The following is a 22,938-nucleotide window of genomic DNA, read 5'->3' on the forward strand; positions in this document are numbered from 1 at the left end:
TGAAGAAAATGAATGTAAGTCCTATTATAACAGAAAGCCTCTCCAGTGGCGCTTTGTAACATGGGCGTTACAATAAACTGGCCCATTGTCATATTCCTATTACATTGCTTCATTACACTTAGCAATGACAAATTAGTAGGAGAATAAAATGAATATAAAACGTTTTTTAATGATAAACAGCATCGCATTCAGTATATTGAGCACTTCAATGGCAACAGCTGAACCCTCAGTAGCTGGCGCGGGTATGGTTTCTATCCATCAAACCCAACACTTTCGTCCCAACCAGGGCAAACTTTTGACCCCTACTCAACGTTCAGAGTTAGCACGAATCAAGAAAAATTTACATGAGCAAATGATGCCATTGATAAAGGAAAAACGTGCGTTAAGCATGCAAATAAGAGGAAAATTAGCAACGCCCCATGCAAACTGGAATGAGATATCCAAATTATTAGAAAAAAGAAATAGGATCAATGCAAAAATGAGCACTTTGTGGACTCAAACACAATTCAAGACATTTCAAAAATTAGGTGTGTTATTGCCTGCACGTCATGGCCATCATTGTGGATTCCACCAAAAAAATATCAGCAAAAAATCATAACCCCTAAACGGTTTCGCTTTTTGCGAAACCGTTTACTTTTTGAGCTCAACCACAATTACTTTGATTGGATGCTTCCCTATATTTTCATCCGTATGCAACTCACCGGGCACATCTTTAGACAGGTAGTAAGCTTGATCTTTTTTTAATTTTAAAAAATGTTCCGTTCCGTTATTATTACGAACTTTCAAGATACCATCATCTAAGGCAATAATGACCCGATTGTGTTCATGGCGGTGCATTTTCAAAACTTGTTCCTGACTAGGATAAATTACAGTAGTCCATACATTAACCTGTTTATTCGATAGTTGCGGTATCCTGGTTGTTTGATTGACTTCAGCATATGAATTTATCATAGTCATCAAGCACCCAATGCTAAAAATTAATTTAAAATAATTCTTCATCTTATTTCTCCAAAAATTTTACGGGAATATAATACATTGAGGGTGAATTAAGAAGTTGCGCGGGAGAAATTTTTTCTACGAAACATCCATGCATTTTTTCACTAGAATCTCTTGGATCAACTGGGTTAACAATTGGTAAGTGGGAACCTTATGTGACGAAGTACGCCATGCTACTCCAATTTCTCTATAAGCATTGCTGGTCTTCAAAGGAAGTGAGATCAAATCAGTTCCTTTAAGAATCCCGCTGTTAATTGCGAGGTTTGGCAAAAAAGTAATTCCAGGCTGATGACTAACCATTTGAATTAAAGTATGTAAGCTGGTAGCAAAAAAAGGATTTATTTTTTTGGTTTCTTTCAAGTGACAAGCCTGCAAAGCATGGCCTGTTAAGCAATGTTCCTTTTCAAGAAGAAAAATACTGTTTTCCGGCAGTTTTTTTATTTCATCTCCTAATCCCTTGTGCGACCAATTCTGAGGTAATACCAATTTAAAATAATCCTTACACAAAATTTGTACGTGAAATTCTTGTGTAGGATAAGGAAGTGCTAAAACAACAAGATCCAGTTTGCCCTCACTCAATAAATTCAAAGCATTGTCTGTTGTGTCTTCTCTAATGAATAAATCAAGCTCAGGGTAGAGCTTCTGAGACATGTCCTGTAATTCGCTTATCATAAAAGGAGCAATAGTGGGGATCACGCCAAGATAAATTTTGCCCTTCATCGCCTTTCCCTGAGTTTGTGCATAATCGACTAAGTCATTACTTTGCTCAATAATAAGTCTGCTACGACGCACAATTTCCTCACCTAAGGGTGTAAATAGAAACGTTTTATGATTCCGTTCTAATAATTGGGCTTGCAAAGCATCTTCTAAACTTGCAATTGCTGCACTTAATGTGGATTGACTGATGAAACAAGCTGCGGCAGCCCGGCCAAAATGATCGTAATCATACAAAGTGACTAAATAATGAAGCTGTCTTAAACTAATTAATTTGCTCATCGATTTTTCCGATTAATATCATCTGTTTTATTCATTTTAAATAATTATACACCATATCTATAATTTAAATGTACCGAACAAACAGAGGAGAAATATATGTTAACTGTAGGTCAAAAAATTCCAGATTTTTCAGTAATCACCGTAAAACCTGGTTTTAATTCCCATGAAGAAAATGGGGAGAGTGCGTTTGAAACGGTAACCCAAAATAGTTTCCAAGGAAAATGGAAAGTACTTTTTTTCTATCCTAAAGATTTTACTTTTGTTTGCCCCACCGAAATTGTTGAATTTGCAAAATTAAATGGTGAATTTAACGATAGAGATGCGGTAGTACTTGGAGGAAGTACGGATAATGAGTTCGTCAAATTAGCTTGGAGAAGAGAGCACAAGGATTTAAATCGATTAAATCAATACAGCTTTGCTGACGTTCATGGGACTTTAACGGATGGTTTTGGTATTCGCGATGAAGAAAGCGGATGCGCTTTGAGGGCTACCTTTATTATTGATCCTAACAATGTCATTCAACATGTGAGTGTCAACTCGTTAAATGTAGGGCGTAATCCCCAAGAAGTATTACGTATTCTCGACGGTTTACAAACAGATGAACTGTGTCCTTGTAACCGTCCTGTTGGTGGCGAAACGTTATAATTCATATCACATTCAGAAGTTCTTCTAAGAGCTTCTGATAAAGGAGAATGACTCATGTCAATAGAGCAATTAAAACAAGCCATACCTGATTATGCTAAAGATATTCGTCTCAATCTAGGTAACTTATTTGGTAATATCTCACAATCAGGCTTAACAGAAATACAATTTTATGGGGCAGCCCTCGCTGTAGCGTATGCGCTTAGAAATAAGCGCATCATTGATGCAATTCAAGAAGAAGGAGCGATTTATATTTCCGAAGAGCAAGACAATGCGGTAAAAACAGCAGCCGCTTTGATGGCCATGAATAATGTATACTATCGTGCCGTTCATTTGTCGGAGAATAAAGAACTTACGGTGATGCCGGCCAATTTACGTATGAATGGTATGTTGAATCCAGGGGTTCCCAAAGCCGATTTTGAAATATTTTCTTTAGCAGTCTCCGCGATTAATGGTTGTGGTATGTGTATCCATTCGCATGTAAAGCAATTAATCGAACATGATCTGTCCAAAGTTGCAGTACAATCCATTTTAAGAATTGCAGCAGTTTTGAATGCCTTGTCTTTTGTCTTGTCCCAGAAGGAATCCTAAGTAAAAAAAGTGCGGCAAGAATTTTTCATGCCGCCATAAGTAAAAGTGAAAAGCGCTCAAATAATTAATCTTCTTTGGTTTTGCTTCATTTTTATTTTGAGGTAACGAGTTAGCAATTGATGCAAAACGGTCCCGCCAGAGCAAAAAAGTCATCTGAAATAACTCGGGGTAAAGGGAACGTCTCGCCAGAGGACTATAAAGATAGGCTAAATCATTCATACTTTTCCTATGACCTTTTTGATTTTCTCGAAAACATCCAGGCCTTCAGCTATGGCTGGCGACATAATCTTTCCATGCGCTGAAATGGTTAAATACCAGGTGATTCGAACACTTGCCCAGTTACCCGAGCAATAGATTTGATGAATAAATTTCTCATTAGCAAGATAATTATTCTTCTATTCATGGTAATCCTATGGAATGATTGGCTTTATACATCTCGCCATCCTTCGGGCTCAACTGGAATAATGAGCCATAAAATGACGTAGGCTATAAAGGCTGCTCCTCCTGCTAAAAAGAAAATGACAAAAAGAAGCCTCATCCATACGGGATCTACACTGAAATATTCCCCTAAACCACCGCATACCCCAGCAATTTTTCGATTTTTTCGTGAGCGCCATAGTTTTTTGTAAGGTTGGTTCATAATTTACCTTTTCATCAAATTGAATCGTTTAAGTTAACCATCTTTTCCCGTCGACTAGACGTGCAACCATCATACTGCTTACACTATTGCATAGTACATTTAGCATCGTAGCAAGGGGATCAATAATAATACTTATTGCCGCGATTGCTATTAAAACAGAAGGTGGAAATCCATATACATTAAGTATAAGTAATTCCCCTAGCATTCCGCCACTTGGTATTGCCCCCATTACGGTGCCTACCAATAAAGAAATGATTAAAGCAGTAAGTAATACGCTGGGGGTTGTAAAATTTAAATGGAAGATTCCAAATAAAAATGAGATCTTAAAAACCCCGCCAATTACAGATCCATCTTTGTGGATAATAGTACCTAATGGGATAATTGTTTCATAAATTTCCGGGGCGGCCCGCATTTTGCTTGTCGCCATTAAATTAGCAGGGATACTGGCGGCACTACTGCATGTGGCAATTGAAGTCACCATGGGTAAAAAAATATTACCCCAAAATAATTTGATACCCTGAAATTTTCCAGCTAAATAGGCATACAGTGTAAATCCAATAATAAAATAAACAAATCCAAATGTATAATAAAGAATAGCTATTCTGAGATAATTAGCCATGAGTTGCGGTCCTAACTCATGGACTAAAACAGCGAAGTAAGCAAAAAAGCCAATAGGCGCATAATACATGATTAAAGTAAAAACCCTCATGAAAACTTCTTCACCAGATTTTAGTAAATCTATAAATATGTTTTCTTTGCGGTTTACATTGGATGCAGCAACTCCTACTAAAACGGAAAAAATAATAAGTGCCAAAATATGCTGGTGTGATAGAAGTTGGTGGAATTCAGAAACGGTGAAAACCTCTGCAATTTGATTCAAAGCATTTAGAGAGGTTGTTTTTTGTGCAGCAGTCAGATTGAGTTCTATTCCTTGTCCAGGAGGAAACATCGTTACAATAAAAAGGGAATAAATTGCGGCAATAATTCCTGTAAATAGAAATACAATGGCCATATAAAATATAATTTTGCTTAATTTGCCCATGGATCCAACCCGAGCAATCGCGGAGGAAATACTGAAAAAAATTAAAGGTATAATTGCTGTAAAAATAAGATTAAGGAAAATGTCGCCAAAGGGTTTTAAGTAGGGAGTTATGGACCCAAAAAGATATCCAGTAAATCCACCTAAGACAATCGATGTGATTAACAGGAGAGGAAAAAAATAAACTCTGAATGCTGTTTGGATACCCATGAAACATGATCCTTGATATTTTGAGTCATTTTTATTGTATCTCTTTGATTTAGTGTGATGCCACATAATTCCAATAAAAATGGTTTAGGCGATTAGCAGTGATTTGAACGGAACCATTATTGCAACCTTTTAATTTAATTCCTCATTGCATCATCTACTTAGAGTCGATAATCTAAGAGCAAACGGAGGGGTGTTTTATGGAAACAAAGCTCCTGTTACTTATTTTCCAGATGGATAAAATGTATGAGGCATAAATATTTCTTTAGGCATAATACTTCTGCAGATGTACTTAAAGAGAAGAATAAAAATTGCTGTATTCAAATTCCCTCGGTTAAAGATTTGGAGCAAATGCATGATATGCCTGCAGGTGCTGAGGAAGACCAGTTTGAACGTTTACAACATATGACGCAAGTGATTACAGAATTTCAATCCCGTAATCCTTCATTGCCCATTATCAATACAGATCAGGTGCTATTGCCCAAGCATTGGCTTCAATTATTTGCAGCCATCAAAGAAGGAAACCAAAAAGAATCGTTGCGTCTTTTAGCCGAGCTTCCTCAGACTGACAAATTACTTCGATCAATATTGGCCGTTCATCCCTTAAGTTATTTACACGAAGTCGTTTCTTATTGTCTACAGGCACAGCAAAAAGGTTTTAAAAAGTTGTCTTCTGATATTCTCATTACACCAGGTACTTTTGAAGTATTGATAAAAGATATCGCATTGACTTTATTTCACTTTAAAAAATTTCATTTTTCTTTTGGATTACCCACGCACCATGCATTTAGTGAAGAAGGAAGCGGGTTTTGTATTTTAAATAAAACAGCGATATTAATGAAATACCTTGAAAGTGTATCCAGTAAACTGCTCAAATATATTGTTGTTGGTACGGATGTTAATCGAGATAATGGTCTGTGTGATATTTTAATGAATATCGCTTCGGATATGGATGTGAGTCACCTCGATATCTTCGACTCAAGGGTTTATCCACATCATGATACAGGATTTATTTCTGAGCTTTTCGAACACGATGGACAACCTGAAGGTCAAAAGATTCAATCATGGAAACAAAATAAATTTGAGTATTTTGCAATTGATTTAAGCCTTACCGCTCGTAAAACTGAAGAAATTCATCCCGCAATAATTTTTGCTCTTGAAAAAATTAAAGAGCAAATGGAACAAGCTAAAAAAAATCATCAAAAGGTTGCTCTTTTTTTACCAACAGGGTGGGATTCTCACGAAGAGGAAACTGCTGATTGTGGAAAATATGTAAATGGTGAATATATGGCTGATTCTGAGGCCCGCAAAACTCGATTTAACACTAAGGACTTAACTTATTTTTATGAGCATTTATTTCAAATTTATCATGAAAATAGAGAAAATATAGAAAAGATATATTGGGGATTAGAAGGGGGATATAGTCAAAAAATGTATGAACATCAGGTAGGATTGTTGTTATCCATTATCATGAAAAATCTCGCCCCTCAAGATTCCAATGAAATAGGCGCTGATGGGCCAAAAAAGAGCTGATGAAGACAGGCATTCTCATTGAAACCAGCATTCCGAGCCATCATAGCGAAGAGCTATGATGGAGAAGCTAAATGGGTTAGAGATTTAGAATCCAAAATAAATATTTTGTTCTAAACCCCACGCAGTCACAATAAGCTAATCATTTTTAGGGTAAATAATAAAAGGGATTGGGTAATTTAAACACTTTTTGCGCATAACCCCCTTTGAGATCACTGAACTGATCTCCAATAGAAGCCACAATAGTATAGCCTTTGTCGGCAATCATTTTGCGCGTAGTCGATTTAAATGGGGTAATTGAATCAAAGGAATAATGGACAGGTCGTAAATATAAACCTGACCACCCTGAATATCCTGCGTTTCTTAAGTTTTTTTCAGTCGCTTTCCGTTCGGACTCATTTCTCCCTGTAATAAAGAAAACTTTCACTCCATGTTTCTGCGCATCACGGTACAGGGCAAGCATGGGCTTAATAACTGGCGCATTAGCAGCCATGATGTCTTGATGAAATTGCTCTCGGTTACCACCAAAATCTCTTTGAATCATGTACTGATAATTTGATAAACTGGTCTCATCTATATCAAGTACCAGAGCTAGTTTTTTGGGCGACTTCTCTTTTTGATTTAACTCAGCTTGAAGATTAATATATTTTTGCGCTTTTTCAATTTCTTGCGTTAATTCTTTTTGATAAAGGCCAGATTGATAATAATTTTTTATTTCTTTTTTGACTAAAGTCAGATTGGGCAAATCAGCAAAAGCTAAATTAGAAAAAAGAAATGTACTGGCTACTATGAGTAGGGATAACGATTTATTCAAATAATGCTTCATTATTAATCCTTTTTTTACCAATTGCAGAATTATATCTTTGCTCATTTGTTTGTCAAATAGTATTGATAATTAATAGTAGTCTGCTTGAAAAAGGAATACTGTCCTGAATACCCTAACCAGTTATTTGTGCTTGGTTGGGGATAGGAGTTTTTTGCAACTAAAACATTAATTTTCTCAGATTTAGAGAAATGGATCCGACAATCAGAGAGTTAAAGAGAATGATGGATAGCCTGTGAATCCTCAGTTATAATCTCGATTATTTTGATTAAAATTGCCCTATCCATGCATTTGAAGCAATTAAAATTAGCTGGTTTTAAATCATTTGTTGATCCTACAGTGGTCCATTTTCCAAGCCAACTGGTTGCTGTAGTTGGGCCGAATGGATGTGGAAAATCAAATATTATTGATGCCGTACGTTGGGTTATGGGGGAAAGCTCTGCCCGAAATCTTCGTGGTGAGTCCATGGCCGATGTTATTTTTAATGGATCTTCGAATCGTAAATCTGTTGGTCAAGCTTCTGTGGAACTGGTATTCGATAATCGTCTTGGACGTTTGACTGGACCTTTTTCCAGTTATGGGGAAATTGCAGTAAAACGCGTCGTGACCCGCGATGGCGATTCTTCTTATTATTTAAATGGAAGCCGATGTCGACGTAAGGACATTACAGATATTTTTCTAGGTACGGGTGCTGGAGCGCGAGGATACTCCATTATTGGACAAGGAACTATTTCTCAATTGATTGAAGCAAGACCTGAGGATTTAAGAGTTTACCTCGAAGAAGCCGCAGGTGTTTCCAAATATAAAGAACGACGTCGAGAAACATTACAGCGCATTGATCATACACGTGAAAATCTAACACGTGTTGCTGACATTCGCGAGGAATTGGACAAACAATTGCAGCGTTTGGAGCGTCAAGCAAAAGCCGCGGAACGGTACCTTATACTCAAGGATGAGGAGCGACTATGCCGTGCAGAGATTCTCGCGCTGAAATGGCGAGATTTTATCAACCAGCAACAATCCAGGCAACAGCAGATACAAGAACTGGCAATTCAATATGAGCAGCAACAAAGTCGACTGGCTAATGCAAATAAAGAGCGGGTTGTCTTAAATGAAACACTTCATAATGTGGATGAGCAAACACAGGGTATTCAAGCGAAATTCTATCAAATAGGCACTGAAATAGTTCGGCTAGAGGAAGCCATTCAACAACAAAACCGAGAAAAAAGGCGTTTAGAACAAGATCAACAACAAATGCAAGAAGATTGGCGAATTGCACAAGAGCGACTCCAGCTGGATAAAAATGAATTGCTTCATTGCCAGCAGAATATAGGGGATCTAGAAAAACAACTGGAGCAGTTGAGAAAAGTATTTAAGGAGCAGGAAGTTAATTGGCTTGAAGTGCAAAAGCAACAGGCCGAATGGGAAATTTATTGGCAAGAAGTACAATCGAATAATAATAATCTCAAAAGAGACTTCCAAGTAACCCAATTAAAATCGCAACATGTAGAAGAAAAGCACCAACAAACTCTTTTAAGATTAGAAAAACTGCACATGGAACAAGCTGCTATTTCTATAGAAGAGTTGCAGCGCACACAAACATTTCTAAATGAAAAGCAAATTAAATTAATTGCTGATCAACAATTTGACGCCCTCCACTTAAAACAATGTCAGGAGAATACAGAGGCGTTACGCTCCAAGTTACACGATATAGAGCAACAGTTGCGATCGTTACAAGACGATTTTCATCATGCCAACAGTGAGTATGCTGCGTTGATTGCTGCCCAACGGGCTGCACGTCACGGCAGTAAAGGGAAAAGTGATGTCGTTAAGGAGTGGTCTGAAAAACCTCTATTAATGGATCTTTTTCGGGTTGAAACGAAATGGCAATTTGCTTGTGAAAGGGTTCTAAATGAAGCATTACACGCATATGTTCTTGAAACCTTTGACGAACTCTGGCCGCAACAAGAAATCTGTAAAAACCAAGGCGTTGATGTGGTTGTCCTCCAAAAAAGAGAGAATGGCTGCAACGCGCATCCACGACTTATCGATCAAATAAAAGGCGATATTCCTGCACATGTATATCCTTTGAAGTATATCTATACTGCAGAACATTTTGAAGAAGCTTTAAATTTATTGCCTCAGTTGGCGGACAATGAATCCATAATTACTCCTGAAGGACTTTGGTTAGGTCATGGATGGGTAAAATTTATTCGTCCTGAGACAGAAGATGAAATAGGCTTAATCGCAAGGCAACAAAAAATTACCGAAGTTTCTTCATTGGTACAAGATTTACAAGTAAAAATTGATGCCTTAAGGATTGTACGTGATGAGACACACCAACAATTACAAAAAAGTTTAAAGGACATTGAATTACAACAGCTCAATGTGAATGCCAGTAATGAGGCGTTAAGGACAAACAGTTCTGCTCTAAGCACTAATGAGCAAATGATGCAACATGCGGAAAAACAATCCAACGCTTTAGCTTTAGAATGTGAAGAATTAAAGATTTGTTTGGAAGAAACTGCAACAGAGCAATGTCATATCAAAGATAAGTTGCACACTTTAGAAGAGCAATGCCGCGAGTACGAACAACAATATCAGCAAGGTTTAAACGAAAAGCAAAAATGGTTACAAACCGTTGCTTCGAAAAACAAGCAATTGGAAGAAGCAAGGACGGTCTTACATCAAACTGAGCTGGAATGGGAAAGAGAAAAAAACAAAATAATTCAAATTAAAGATCGTATTGTTCGAGAGCAGGATCATTTAAATGTGTTACAAGAACGTTTAGAACACCTGGCCTTGCTCTGCTTGAAATCTGAAGGTCCTGGAGAGGAACTCAAAGAGCAATTGGCGCAACAATTACAAAAACACCATGAAGTAGAATTGTCATTGACGCTGAGTAGAGAGCAATTATCCCAGCTAAAAATGCAGTTAGAGGATTTCGAAAGAAATATTGGTCTGTTTGATCTTGAAGTAAAACGTATCCAGGAGCAGCTGGGGCATGCTCGAATGGATGAACAGACGCTGGCAGTACGTGCAAGCTCCTTAAATGAATCACTGGAAGAGTTAGGCTTACAGGCCCAGACAGTACTGGAACAAGTACCTGTAGGGATGACTCAGTTGATGCGTGAAGATGATTTAATCGCTATTTCTGAAAAAATTAAACGCTTGGGAGCCATAAATCTTGCAGCAATTGAAGAATATACTACCGAGCAACAGCGGAAAAATTATTTGGATGCTCAATATAATGATTTGAATGAGGCTTTAGCAACTCTGGAAACAGCAATTGAAAAAATGGACAAAGAAACACGGGCACGCCTCGAAAATACTTTTGAGCAGGTCAACTCCTCCTTTAAAGCCCTGTTTCCCCGTTTGTTTGGCGGAGGAAGGGCGCAGCTCGAATTAACTTGTGATAATCTGTTAGAAGCTGGTATTGTAGTAATGGCACAACCACCGGGTAAACGAAACAGTACCATTCATTTATTATCCGGAGGAGAGAAGGCAATGACTGCTGTAGCATTGGTTTTCGCTATTTTTCAGTTAAATCCTTCACCCTTTTGTATGCTCGATGAAGTAGATGCACCTTTAGATGATGTAAATGTGGGCCGTTTTTGCGCTTTGGTGAAAGAAATGTCACAATTCGTGCAATTTCTTTTTATTACTCATAATAAGGTGACCATGGAATTGGCAGATCATTTAATTGGGGTAACTATGCGTGAACCTGGAGTATCTCGCTTGGTTGCGGTTGATGTAACACAAGCTTTGGCTATGGAGTAAATGATGCAGGCAAATTGGAGCTTAATTCTTAATGTCCTGTTGTTAATCGGTGTTATCGTAGCAATTGGTCGCTTAATGAAAGCTAGAAGGCAGAGCTTAATCCCGGAACGTTATCAGTCCAATCTGGGTTCACCAGAAAGAAGTTCTGAAAATACGCAACATTTTCAGGATGACATCATTGCTGTTCGTAAAATTAATGCCTCGGATATGGAACATCCAAGAGAAAAGAATGAAGACTTGCAAGTTTTTAAAAAACCTTCAACTAAACCCTCAGAACCTCGTCTGATTCCCTTAGATGAAGAGATTAAAGTGAAGGTGGACGAATCAAAGCCAATACCTGGAATAGAGGTTGAAAGTCAATCTAGATCAGAAACACCTGTCACTTTAATGATGTTTTTGCTTGCAAAACAAAATCGGCAGTTTGCAGGGTATGAGCTTCTACAAACTGTTCTGGCTGCTGGCCTACGTTACGGCGAAGGAAATTTATTTCATCGGCATCAATTTACCAATGGTCAAGGTCCCGTTTTGTGTAGTTTGGCTGCTGCAACGGCAACAGGAACTTTTGATTTGCAGAATATGGGCGGCTTTAGCGTTCGTGGACTTTGCCTTTATATGCACTCATCAAAAAATACCGGTATTGATTGTGAACGATTTTCTGTGATGCTCGAGACCGCCAAACAATTAAGTGAAGGATTGGATGCTCACTTACTGGACGACCAGCGTAAGCCGCTGACTCAAGAGCGTATTGCACGTTATTATCGTATGTTACAAATTAACCAGGCAAGTGTTGAGTCCACCATGGAATCTATAAGCTAGTACCGGCTGCTTTTGCAAAGCAATATTTGCATGAAACAAATAGTGTTTACACTTTTGCTTTGCATTGCGGCAAATTTCTTTTCAGAACCTGAAATGCGCCATCCCGCTTTTATTTGAAAGGCATAGATGGGAGTCAAGTATCCTTTAACTGCAATTACCTACTTGAACTCTATGTTCAACTGTTAGTACACTAGACTTTTGGCCATGTCTTAATACTATGAACCTAAATACTGTTGCTGCATTGTTAGCCCAACCCTGTCACATTAATGCTGAACTTACCGATATCTGTATTGATAGTCGGGAATTAAAAGCAGGAAGTTTATTTATAGCCATTCGGGGTGACCGTTTTGATGGTCATGACTTTATCAAGGCAGCGGAAATGCGAGGCGCGGTAGCTGCGGTAGTAAGTCATGCCGTACAGGGTGTAGAGATACCCCAGTTTGTTGTTTCAGATCCCATACAAGCATTGGCCAAAATAGCCGCCGCACACCGACAGAATATCCATTGTCCCGTCATTGCATTGACAGGATCCAATGGAAAAACCTCAACTAAAGAAATGATTGCCGCTATTTTACCCTTTCCTTCGCATGCGACACGGGGAAATCTAAATAACCATATTGGGGCTCCATTAAGTGTTTTACAATTGAATAACAAGCACCGGTATGCAGTTTTTGAGTTAGGGGCAAATCATCCTGGAGAAATTGCTCATACCGTTGCTATCGTTCATCCTGATGTGACCCTGATTAATAATATTGCTCCCGCACATGTTGAGGGTTTTGGGTCTATAGACGGTGTTGCCCGGGCTAAAGGAGAAATACACCAGGGGTTATCTCTTGCTGGTGTTGCAGTGGTTAATGATGATGATGCGTATGCACATTTTTGGGATGAAATATTAGTTGATAAAAAAGTTCTTCGTTTTTCAATGGATCATGCTGCAGACATCTATGCACAAGATGTGATCATGGATTCACTAGGTTGTGGTCAGTTTTCTCTAATTGTACCCAATGGAAGAACAGACATACATCTGAAAGTACCTGGATTGCATAATGTCCGCAATGCCTTGGCTGCTGCAGCGTGTTGTCATGCGGTAGGCATCTCTATAAAAGAAATTCAGCAGGGTTTGAATGGGTTTAGTGGGGTTAAAGGACGATTATCTATCCTTGAAGGAAAAAATAAATCCATCATCATCGATGATACTTATAATGCAAATTTACGATCAGTACTCGCAGCCCTGGAAGTGTTGGCTGAACGGCCCGGAATAAAAATCTTTGTTTTCGGAGATATGGGAGAATTGGGTACTTGGTCGACGCAACATCATCAAGAAGTTGGATTGGCAGCTCGTCGTTTAGGGATTGATCAACTACTCAGCTGTGGCGCCAAAAGCAAATTAGCTTCTGAAGTATTTGGTATGGGTGGTGAGCATTTTGCCAACCAGGAGCTACTGGTGAAAAACCTGATAGAAAAATTATCCCCCGATACCGTTGTTTTGGTGAAGGGGTCCCGATCGAGTGCAATGGAAAAAATTGTCCATCAACTGATTTAAATTGTTCGTAACACCAGAAACCCTGCTGAAACGACAAGAGTAAATCAAAAAATAAGAGCTAAAGATTTTTTTTGTATGATGCTGAATGGTATGCAGGTTTATGGTATGCTTGGCCGCTTTTTTGGCCCATCACCCTGTTGGGCGTTATTTAACACACCCATAGGACTGTTTACAATTCACTTGATACGTTTGTAAGACCTTGATTTTTAAATGCTCGCATACATTTCCTTGTCAGTTAGCAGAGCATGAAATGAAGTACTTGCAAACAAGATAGTCAATTGTAAATAGTCTTGAATTGGGGTTAACAAGAGGAAGAATCATGCTCTATTGGCTAACGCAGCTATTTCAAGGGCAATACCATGCGTTAAGAGTTTTTCAATACCTAACTTTCCGATCCATTCTGGCTTCTTTGACTGCCCTCCTTGTGGGATTATTGTGTGGTCCTTTGATGATACGTTGGTTGAGAAACTTACAAATAGGTCAAATGGTACGTGATGATGGACCACAGTCCCATTTATCCAAAGCTGGAACACCTACTATGGGTGGCGTTTTAATTTTATTAGCAATTACTGTGAGTTGTTTACTCTGGGGGGATCTGCAACAATCCAGTTTATGGATTGTTCTTCTTGTCACTATTGCAAATGGAATAGTGGGTTGGGTGGATGATTATCGTAAATTGGTATTAAAAAACAGTAAAGGGTTGCCCGGACGTTGGAAATATTTTTGGCAATCAATTATCGCGATAATCGCTGTGATTTATTTATATATGCATGCTACTTTGCCTGTAAATACCCAATTAACCGTACCCTTTTTTAAATCCCTTACTATAGGTTTAGGTATTTTATTTCCTGTCTTGGGCTATTTCGTTATCGTTGGAAGTTCTAATGCAGTGAATTTGACTGATGGTTTAGATGGTTTAGCCATTATGCCTATTGTTATGGTTGCTGGTGCATTAGGGATTTTCGCTTATGCTTCCAGCAATTCAGTTTATGCTCCTTACCTAGGTATCCCTTATGTTCCTAATACAGGTGAATTAACTATTTTTTGTGCTTCAATTGTAGGCGCAGGGCTTGGTTTTCTTTGGTACAATAGCTATCCTGCACAAGTATTTATGGGTGATGTGGGATCACTCGCGCTAGGTGCGGCCTTGGGAATTGTGGCTGTAATTATTAGGGAAGAATTGGTGTTATTAATGATGGGTGGCTTATTTGTAATTGAGACTATTTCTGTCATTTTACAAGTGGGTTATTTTAAATATACTCATGGGAAACGCCTATTCCGAATGGCACCCTTACATCATCATTTTGAATTAAAAGGGTGGTCCGAGCCTAAAATAATCGTTAGGTTCTGGATTATTACGGTTGTTTTTGTGCTATGCGGATTGGCTACTTTAAAACTTCGATAAAAGGTGCATTCATGGATTCTTCTTTGTATTTAGTTGCAGGGTTGGGTAAAACTGGATTATCGGTAGCCCGATATCTACAAAGAAAAAACAAACCTTTTGTCGCTTTCGATACGCGGTCAGAAGCACCAAGCATTCCTGAATTTAAAAAAGAGTTCCCAAGCATTCCCATTTATACCCAGCATCTTCCTGATGAAGTGTTAACTCAATTGTCTGATATTGTTGCAAGCCCGGGTTTGCCCCTAGACACTCCTTTGTTAAAAACGGCCATGCAAATGGGTATTGCGGTTTACGGTGATATAGAGTGCCTGGCTCGAGAAATTAATGCTCCCGTAATTGCAATAACTGGAACCAATGGAAAATCCACAGTCACTACTTTAGTAGGCGAAATGGCCAAGCAGGCAGGATATAAAGTAGCTGTAGCTGGGAATATAGGTACTCCAGTTCTCGATATGCTAGATGATGGGCATCAATATGATTTGTGGGTTTTAGAGTTATCAAGTTTTCAATTGGATTTAACTTATTCTTTAGCGCCTGTTGCTGCAACCATTCTCAATGTGACTCCTGATCATCTTGACAGGCATCATACTATGGAGTCTTATATTCAAGCCAAACAGCGTGTGTATCATCAGTCTCAAGTCGCCCTATTTAATCGAGATGACCCATTTACTGTCCCTAATTCAAGCACAAGCTCTATTTCTTTTGGTATCGATATCCCTGTAAACAATAATTGGGGTTTGAAGACTCAAGATAATAAGATATATTTGGCTAAGGGTAGTGATTGTATTTTACCTGTAGAATCGCTATTGATAAAAGGAGTACATAATTGGCTTAATGCACTTGCTGCTTCTGCATTAGCCGATGCTGCAGGCGTATCACAACAATATATTACAGACGTGTTGACATCCTTTGCGGGGTTGCCCCATCGTTGTCAATGGGTGAGAACTCTTGGAGGAGTTGATTGGATTAATGATTCTAAAGGGACTAATATAGGGGCTACCATCTCTGCTATTAATGGAATAGGAGGTTCTATGCAAGGGAAAATTGTACTGATTGCAGGTGGACAAGGAAAGGGTGCTGATTTTAGTGAATTGGCTCAACCTATAGCGGATTATGTCAGATCAATTATTTTATTTGGTGAGGATGCCGATAAAATAGAAGCTGCTTTAGCAAATGTAGTACCCATAGCACGTGCTTCTTCATTGGATAAAGCAGTAGCTGTTGCTAAATCGCAAGCAAAACCGGGCGATGTTGTTTTATTGTCTCCTGCGTGTGCCAGTTTAGATATGTTCCGTGATTTTAACCATCGGGGCGAATCATTTGCTTCTTTAGTCAATGGATTGTGATTAATGCGGCCAAGACATGTGAACCAAAGGGGTAAACCGGTTAGTAAACCTATTTCACTCTATGATAAGTGGTTAATTAGTGTCGTCATTGGATTGCTCATTATCGGGCTAATGATGGTTGCCTCAAGCTCGGTGATGATTTCTACCAAATATTTCCATCAACCTTTTCATTTTTTAATTCGCCAAGCATGCTATTTATTTGCAGGTTTGATGATTGCACTTGTAGTAATCAGAACTGACAGTAGCATTTGGGAACGGGTCAGTATGCCCATGCTGCTAATTTGTCTGGTGCTGTTACTTATTGTTTTAATTCCTGGAATAGGCCGTATTGTCAATGGAAGCCGCCGATGGTTGGCATTAGGGCCAATAGGAGTCCAAGTATCTGAGCTCGCAAAGCTCACCATGATTTTTTATCTTTCTGGTTATTTAGTGCGGCAACAAGAGGCGGTTGGAAATAGTATTTTCGGATTCATTAAACCTATGGTGATTTTGGGAGTAGTTTCTTTCTTATTATTACTAGAGCCCGATTTTGGTGCTACAGTGGTTATTTCAGGAACCGTTATGGCCATGCTATTTTTAGCCGGTGTGAAATTACGTTATTATATAGGCTTGATGATTGTAGTCATGGGCGCATTGGCTTGTTTAGCTGTTTCCTCTCCATATCGGCTTGCCCGTCTTACTGCATTTTTAGATCCTTGGGCAGATCAGTATAACAGCGGATATCAATTAACACAGTCCCTGATCGCATTTGGACGAGGTGGATGGTTTGGTTCAGGCTTGGGTGAAAGCATTCAGAAATTACTTTATTTACCTGAAGCACATACGGACTTTTTATTTGCGGTATTGGCTGAAGAACTAGGGCTCATAGGTATATTAATGGTTCTGACGTTGTACAGTATATTGATCATGAGGGGTTTGATTATTGCATACCATGCGTATATACAGGAGCGGTTGTTTGCTTCCTATACAGCTTATGGTCTGACGTGTTGGTTGGGGTTCCAAGCAGCGATCAATATGGGAGTGAACTCGGGTTTATTACCGACTAAGGGATTAACTTTACCACTCATGAGTTATGGTGGTGCAAGTATGGTTATCAATTGTATTGTAATTGCGTTATTATTGCGCATTGATCATGAAAATCGTTGGCAGGCTCTCGGATTGGGGCCATTGTCAGCATAAGGGGGCTTTGTGGGTAATTCAGGACAATTTATTTCTTCAAGGATGGGCTGTGTAGAACAAATACATTTTGTTGGAATTGGTGGCGTAGGGATGTGTGGTATCGCTGAAGTATTACATTATCAAGGATATCGTATTACCGGCTCTGATGTAGGTGAAGGCAGTACAGTTCAAAGGTTAAAATCTTTAGGAATTCCTGTTTATTTAGGGCATAAAGCGGAACATATAAAAGGTGCCGATGTAGTGGTTCGCTCTTCCGCTGTAGGGATGAATAATCCTGAAATTGTGGCGGCGCGTGAGCAAATGATTCCAGTAATCCCACGGGCAGCCATGCTTGCTGAGCTGATGCGCTTTCGTCATGGTATTGCCGTAGCCGGAACCCATGGCAAAACGACAACAACCAGTTTGGTAAGTAGCCTATTGGCGGAAGGTGGATTGGATCCAAGTTTTGTTATTGGTGGAAAGTTAAACAGCTTAGGGGTTAATGCTCAATTGGGGCAATCTCCCTATTTTGTAGTAGAAGCCGATGAAAGCGATGCGTCATTTTTATTTTTAAAGCCCATGATGGCTATAGTGACCAATATTGATGCAGACCACATGGATACATATGAGAATAATTTTGAAAAATTAAGAACGACTTTTCTCGAGTTCTTACATCATTTGCCCTTTTATGGTTTAGCAGTAGTATGCATTGATGATCCAGAGGTTCGCAAAATTCTGCCCGCCATTGAACGGCCTACTTTGACCTATGGATTTACAGAAGAAGCGCATTACCGGGCAATAAACTGGAAACAAAACGAACTAGTGAGTGAGTTTACAGTGGTGCGGCCAGTCCCTTATTCTCAATTAAACATTCAATTTCAATATCCAGGTCGTCATAATGTATTAAATGCATTAGCATCCATTGCTATTGCCACTCAATTAGGCGTGGATGATGCATCAATTATTCGTGCTTTAGCAAAATTCCAAGGAGTAGGGCGCCGCTTTCAAATGTTGGGTGAGAAAAAGTTTGAAAATGGTTCAGCACTAATTGTCGATGATTACGGTCATCATCCTCAGGAAATTCTATCCACAATAGATGCTTTTCGTCACGTTTGGCCGAACAAACGTCTCGTACATGTATTTCAACCGCACCGCTATACCCGGACTCAATCTTTGCATGAGCAATTTGTGAATGTATTAAGTCTTGCGGATGAATTGTTCTTATTCGATATTTATTCTGCCGGTGAACCAGAAATTCCTGGGGTGTCCAGCGAAAGCCTGGCACAGAAAATTAGAGGCAAAGATAAAAAAGTAACTCTTGTAAATGAAATATCGCTTAAATCCAATCTAAATCAATTAGTCAAAGATGGGGATGTAATTCTGATGCAAGGGGCTGGAAGTATTGGTCAAATTGCTGTGAACCTAATGAAAGAATCGTGAGAACAAAATGAGTCCAACTGACAATAATTGTAGTCCTGTGACCGAAATTCAAGGCAACTTACTTTATAATGAGCCTTTGGCTGAGTATACGACCTGGCGTGTTGGTGGACCCGCAGCCAAGCTATACAAACCTAAAAGTATTACAGATTTGTCTTTATTTCTTCGGACGCTTCCCGCAGCAGAGCCATTGCTATGGCTTGGATTAGGTTCCAATTCTTTAATTCGCGACAGCGGATTTTCAGGAACAGTAATTGTGACCCAAGGATGCCTTAAAGAAATGGAGCTCCTAGATCCGCATACTGTCAAAGTGGATGCCGGGGTATCTTGTGCAAGTATGGCTCGTTTCTGTGCTCGCCATGATTTATCAGGTGGAGAATTTTGGGCAGGGATACCTGGAACCATGGGAGGAGCATTACGAATGAATGCCGGTTGTCATGGCGGTGAAACTTGGCAATTTGTCGTTGAGCTGCAGACCATGACACGAAGTGGCGAAATAAAAATTCGTAAGCCTGAAGAATATGAGGTGGCCTATCGCCATGTTGTGGGACCTGTTGATGAATGGTTTATTTCAGCTACATTTAAGCTAAATCCTGGAGAAAAAGAAACTTCATTACAGAAAATAAAAGATTTATTGGCTCATCGGGCAAATACTCAGCCGACGAATGAATTCAATTGTGGTTCTGTATTTCGAAACCCTCCGGGAAATTTTGCTGCCCGTCTTATTGAGTCTTGTGGACTAAAGGGTTTCAACATAGGAGGAGCAGTGGTTTCTCCGAAGCATGCCAATTTTATAATTAATCATCATGGGGCAGCGAGTGCTGCCGATATTGAGGCATTAATTCATTTAGTACAAACTAAAGTTCGTGAGCAGACAACAATTGAGTTGATGCGCGAAGTTCATATTATCGGAGACCACTAATGTCCAAGCTTCTCAATCTAGTTCTGCTTTATGGTGGAAAATCAGGTGAACATGAAATCTCTTTAATTTCAGCTGCATCAGTTCTTGCCCATTTGGATGCTGAGAAATATAACATTATTCCTATTGCCATGGATAAAGAAGGATTGTTCCATCTTCACCAATATCAGCATTTAGTAAACTATAAAGAAAAACTTCCAGTAATCACTGAGCACTCCAAATCAATACCTAGTTTAATGAGTCATGGAGGCTTTTGTGTTGATGCCGATGTGGTTTTTCCAGTAGTACATGGACCGCTATATGAGGATGGATGCTTACAAGGTATGCTTGAGTTATCCGGCGTGGCTTATGTTGGTTGTGATGTACTTTCTTCATCCATCGGCATGGATAAAGACATGGCCAGACGCATTGTTTGTATTGACGGTTTAAAATCAGCAAATTATAAGCTCTTGTCATGGCATACCCCGGCAACCGACAGACAGCATTTTTGTCAAGAAGTTGCTGAAGAGTTTGGCTGGCCTTTATTCGTTAAACCTTGCGCCATGGGTTCTAGCGTAGGCATTCATAAAGCCAAAAATATGAGCGAATTGTTAATCGCAGTGAATGATGCATTGCGCTATGATGAAGAGATTTTAATTGAGTCCTTTATTGCTGGGCGGGAAATTGAATTATCAGTATTAGAGGGTGCAACACCAGGGGAAGAACCTAGAGTCAGTATTGCTGGTGAAATATGTGTTAATCATCCCGATGGTTTTTATTCTTATTCGGCAAAGTACTTGGAAAGCGGACAAACTGATTTAATCATTCCCGCAGTTTTAAGTGCAACATTATATGAGCAATTAAAAAAGGCTGCTGCAGATATTTTTATCCGCCTAAAATGTAAGGGGATGGCGCGCGTTGATTTTTTTGTTAATGACAAAACTGAAACAATTTACTTTAATGAAGTGAATACCTTACCGGGTTTTACTTCAATTAGTATGTATCCTAAATTATGGCAAGCGACTGGTTTATCCTATCCTGATTTATTGGATGAGTTAATTCGTATTGCAATGGTACATCAGAATTGCCGACAACATTTAGTAACCAATTATCTGTGAGCGCCATGAATAAAAATAGGGATGTTGGCTCTGGAAGTTTACGGTATATATTTTGGTTATTGATATTAAGCTTGAGTGCCATATTCTTAGCTTGTCGGATAGGCTATTATTATTTATCTGATGCAGAACGGTTTCCAGTCACTACCATTAAAGTCGCTGCAAATTACCAGCATGTATCGCATAAAGAACTGGAAAAAATTTTAGAAAAATATTTAAGTAATAGCTTTTTTTCTTTATCGGTAAGAGCATTACAAAATGAATTGAATGAGATGAGCTGGATTGATACCGCTACTGTCGAGCGAGTTTGGCCAGATACCTTAAAAATAAGGTTAGTAGAAAAAAAACCAATTGCGATTTGGGACAATGCGCTGATGGATGAAGAGGGCAGGTTATTTAATGAAGGGGCTGTACCTGAAGGTTTTAATTTACCCCACTTAAAAGGACCTGCATCTCAACAAGCAGAAGTCTTACAAGTTTATGAAAAATTGAGTAAGATATTGTCAATATATAGTTTAAATGCAAAAGGGCTCCATCTCAGTGATAACCAATCCTGGGTATTGATTTTAAGAGATGGCATAAAAATTTATTTAGGAAAGAAAGATTTAGAAGAACGATTACTGCGTTTTTGTAAGGCTTATCCTGCAGTATTTGCTGAAAAAATAGAGCAATTGTCTAGCGTGGACCTTCGATATCCAAGGGGTATGGCGGTGCAGTGGAAACAACAAACGGAACAATAATGGCAAAAAAAATAGAAAAAGATATTATCACTGGATTAGATATAGGAACTTCTAAAGTGATCGCCTTAATTGGAGAAATCACTTCCGATGGTGCGATAGAAATTATTGGAATTGGACGTCACCCTTCTCGTGGTTTGAAACGCGGCGTTGTTGTAGATATTGAAGCCACAGTGAACTCCATCCAGCGTGCTGTTCAAGAAGCTGAGCTTATGGCGGGGTGTGAAGTAAGAACTGTTTATGCAGGAATCGCCGGCAGCCATATTCGTAGCTTAAACTCACATGGTATTGTCGCCATCCGGGATAAGGAAGTATCGCAAGCCGATGTGGAGCGTGTGATTGACGCCGCGAAAGCTGTCGCAATTCCGGCAGATCAAAAAATTCTCCATGTTTTACCTCAAGAGTTTATTATTGATCAACAAGGCAGTATCCGCGAGCCTATAGGAATGTCGGGAGTACGGCTAGAATCCCGTGTCCATATAGTCACCGGCTCAGTTAGCGCAGCGCAAAATATTGTAAAATGCGTGCGCCGTTGCGGTTTGGACGTAAACGATATTATTTTGGAACAACTTGCTTCAAGTCATGCTGTTTTAACTGAAGATGAGAAAGACTTGGGTGTATGCCTCATTGATATTGGTGGTGGTACCACTGATATCGCCATCTTTTGTGGGGGCGCCATTCAACATACTGCAGTAATCCCTATTGCTGGCGATCAAGTCACTAATGATATTGCTATGGCTTTACGGACTCCTACAAAAGCAGCAGAATCAATTAAATTAAATCATGCAGTTGCACTGACCGAATTAGCTAATTCAGATCAGATGTTGGAAGTAACCAGCGTGAATGATCGACCAGGAAGAAAAATATCAGCCAAAGCTTTATCCGATGTCGTAGCGGCTCGTTATGAAGAGTTATTCACCTTGGTGCGAAATGAATTACGCCGTAGCGGCTTTGAAGATAGAATGGCTGCGGGTATTGTTCTGACAGGCGGTGCTGCCAATGTAAGAGGCGGTATTGAACTTGCAGAACTTTGCTTTGAAATGCCAGTCAGGAAAGGGTGCGCTCATCAAGTATCTGGGCTGGCTGAGGCAACAGAAAATCCTTCCTTTGCAACAGGGGTAGGATTGCTGTTACAAGGGTACCAGCAACAATATGAATCAAACTACAGCGTACCTGCATTGAATGACAATACTCAAAGCATATGGGTACGAATGAAAAAATGGTTTCAAGGTAATTTTTAAA

20 protein-coding genes are annotated in these 22,938 nt (G+C 39.3%); 15 read left to right on the forward strand and 5 right to left on the reverse strand.

Annotated features, from left to right (window positions below; genetic code table 11):
* Positions 1 to 148: 148 nt before the first annotated feature.
* Entirely contained in the window at positions 149 to 598 is a 450-nt protein-coding gene (locus BU07_RS0102885; RefSeq protein WP_031563544.1) for a hypothetical protein, read from the forward strand.
* A 32-nt stretch (positions 599 to 630) separates the two neighbouring features.
* Here BU07_RS0102885 and BU07_RS0102890 read toward each other — a convergent pair whose 3' ends face one another.
* Both BU07_RS0102890 and BU07_RS0102895 read right to left on the reverse strand, forming a co-directional pair.
* Complete coding sequence (locus BU07_RS0102890) at positions 631 to 951, reverse strand: cupin domain-containing protein (protein ID WP_242601880.1); 321 nt, start codon at positions 949 to 951, stop codon at positions 631 to 633.
* 123 nt (positions 952 to 1,074) lie between these two features.
* A complete protein-coding gene (locus BU07_RS0102895; protein WP_031563546.1) occupies positions 1,075 to 1,992 on the reverse strand; it encodes a hydrogen peroxide-inducible genes activator in 918 nt (305 codons plus the stop codon).
* 96 nt (positions 1,993 to 2,088) lie between these two features.
* On the opposite strand from BU07_RS0102895, the gene BU07_RS0102900 reads away from it, so the two are divergent.
* A complete protein-coding gene (locus BU07_RS0102900) occupies positions 2,089 to 2,637 on the forward strand; it encodes a peroxiredoxin (protein WP_031563547.1) in 549 nt (182 codons plus the stop codon).
* A 54-nt stretch (positions 2,638 to 2,691) separates the two neighbouring features.
* A complete protein-coding gene (locus BU07_RS0102905) occupies positions 2,692 to 3,225 on the forward strand; it encodes a carboxymuconolactone decarboxylase family protein (RefSeq protein WP_031563548.1) in 534 nt (177 codons plus the stop codon).
* Positions 3,226 to 3,652: 427 nt separating this feature from the next.
* Here the strand turns inward: BU07_RS0102905 and BU07_RS0102910 are convergent, their stop codons facing one another.
* Together BU07_RS0102910 and BU07_RS0102915 are read right to left on the reverse strand one after the other, a co-directional pair.
* Positions 3,653 to 3,865 (reverse strand): PspC domain-containing protein, encoded by a 213-nt coding sequence (locus BU07_RS0102910; RefSeq protein ID WP_031563549.1) that lies wholly within the window; start codon positions 3,863 to 3,865, stop codon positions 3,653 to 3,655.
* Between the two features lie 28 nt (positions 3,866 to 3,893).
* On the reverse strand, positions 3,894 to 5,114 hold the full coding sequence (locus BU07_RS0102915; protein ID WP_031563550.1) for a dicarboxylate/amino acid:cation symporter: 1,221 nt from the start codon (positions 5,112 to 5,114) through the stop codon (positions 3,894 to 3,896).
* Between the two features lie 243 nt (positions 5,115 to 5,357).
* Between BU07_RS0102915 and BU07_RS0102920 the strand changes: the two genes are divergently transcribed.
* Positions 5,358 to 6,644: an acetylpolyamine amidohydrolase gene (locus BU07_RS0102920; RefSeq protein ID WP_031563551.1), complete on the forward strand. Its 1,287-nt coding sequence runs from the start codon at positions 5,358 to 5,360 to the stop codon at positions 6,642 to 6,644.
* A gap of 145 nt (positions 6,645 to 6,789) precedes the next feature.
* Here BU07_RS0102920 and BU07_RS0102925 read toward each other — a convergent pair whose 3' ends face one another.
* Positions 6,790 to 7,467: an HAD family acid phosphatase gene (locus BU07_RS0102925; protein WP_031563552.1), complete on the reverse strand. Its 678-nt coding sequence runs from the start codon at positions 7,465 to 7,467 to the stop codon at positions 6,790 to 6,792.
* Positions 7,468 to 7,749: 282 nt separating this feature from the next.
* On the opposite strand from BU07_RS0102925, the gene smc reads away from it, so the two are divergent.
* The 11 genes from smc (at position 7,750) to ftsA (ending at position 22,937) form a co-directional block, all read left to right on the forward strand.
* Entirely contained in the window at positions 7,750 to 11,244 is a 3,495-nt protein-coding gene (smc, locus tag BU07_RS0102930) for a chromosome segregation protein SMC (protein WP_031563553.1), read from the forward strand.
* 3 nt (positions 11,245 to 11,247) lie between these two features.
* Positions 11,248 to 12,060 carry a cell division protein ZipA C-terminal FtsZ-binding domain-containing protein gene (locus tag BU07_RS0102935; RefSeq protein WP_031563555.1) on the forward strand — a complete coding sequence of 271 codons (813 nt, stop codon included), beginning with the start codon at positions 11,248 to 11,250 and terminating at the stop codon, positions 12,058 to 12,060.
* Between the two features lie 217 nt (positions 12,061 to 12,277).
* Positions 12,278 to 13,603, forward strand: a complete 1,326-nt coding sequence (locus BU07_RS0102940) for a UDP-N-acetylmuramoyl-tripeptide--D-alanyl-D-alanine ligase (RefSeq protein WP_031563566.1) — start codon at positions 12,278 to 12,280, stop codon at positions 13,601 to 13,603.
* A gap of 319 nt (positions 13,604 to 13,922) precedes the next feature.
* Positions 13,923 to 15,008, forward strand: a complete 1,086-nt coding sequence (gene mraY / locus BU07_RS0102945; RefSeq protein ID WP_031563568.1) for a phospho-N-acetylmuramoyl-pentapeptide-transferase — start codon at positions 13,923 to 13,925, stop codon at positions 15,006 to 15,008.
* Between the two features lie 11 nt (positions 15,009 to 15,019).
* The gene (murD, locus tag BU07_RS0102950) at positions 15,020 to 16,351 is read left to right on the forward strand and encodes a UDP-N-acetylmuramoyl-L-alanine--D-glutamate ligase (protein ID WP_031563570.1); all 1,332 of its coding nucleotides are present in this window, start codon (positions 15,020 to 15,022) and stop codon (positions 16,349 to 16,351) included.
* Between the two features lie 3 nt (positions 16,352 to 16,354).
* A complete protein-coding gene (gene ftsW / locus BU07_RS0102955) occupies positions 16,355 to 17,530 on the forward strand; it encodes a putative lipid II flippase FtsW (RefSeq protein WP_031563572.1) in 1,176 nt (391 codons plus the stop codon).
* Positions 17,531 to 17,539: 9 nt separating this feature from the next.
* A complete protein-coding gene (gene murC / locus BU07_RS0102960; RefSeq protein ID WP_031563574.1) occupies positions 17,540 to 18,949 on the forward strand; it encodes a UDP-N-acetylmuramate--L-alanine ligase in 1,410 nt (469 codons plus the stop codon).
* A gap of 7 nt (positions 18,950 to 18,956) precedes the next feature.
* On the forward strand, positions 18,957 to 19,868 hold the full coding sequence (murB, locus tag BU07_RS0102965) for a UDP-N-acetylmuramate dehydrogenase (RefSeq protein WP_031563576.1): 912 nt from the start codon (positions 18,957 to 18,959) through the stop codon (positions 19,866 to 19,868).
* Entirely contained in the window at positions 19,868 to 20,962 is a 1,095-nt protein-coding gene (locus tag BU07_RS0102970) for a D-alanine--D-alanine ligase family protein (RefSeq protein ID WP_031563577.1), read from the forward strand. The genes murB and BU07_RS0102970 overlap by 1 nt, the downstream gene beginning before the upstream one ends.
* Before the next feature lie 5 nt (positions 20,963 to 20,967).
* Positions 20,968 to 21,699, forward strand: a complete 732-nt coding sequence (locus BU07_RS0102975) for a cell division protein FtsQ/DivIB (protein ID WP_031563580.1) — start codon at positions 20,968 to 20,970, stop codon at positions 21,697 to 21,699.
* Positions 21,699 to 22,937 carry a cell division protein FtsA gene (ftsA, locus tag BU07_RS0102980; protein WP_031563583.1) on the forward strand — a complete coding sequence of 413 codons (1,239 nt, stop codon included), beginning with the start codon at positions 21,699 to 21,701 and terminating at the stop codon, positions 22,935 to 22,937. The genes BU07_RS0102975 and ftsA overlap by 1 nt, the downstream gene beginning before the upstream one ends.
* Position 22,938: the final 1 nt, after the last annotated feature.

Source organism: Legionella wadsworthii DSM 21896 = ATCC 33877, from assembly GCF_000701265.1.
Classification (GTDB): Bacteria; Pseudomonadota; Gammaproteobacteria; order Legionellales; family Legionellaceae; genus Legionella; species Legionella wadsworthii.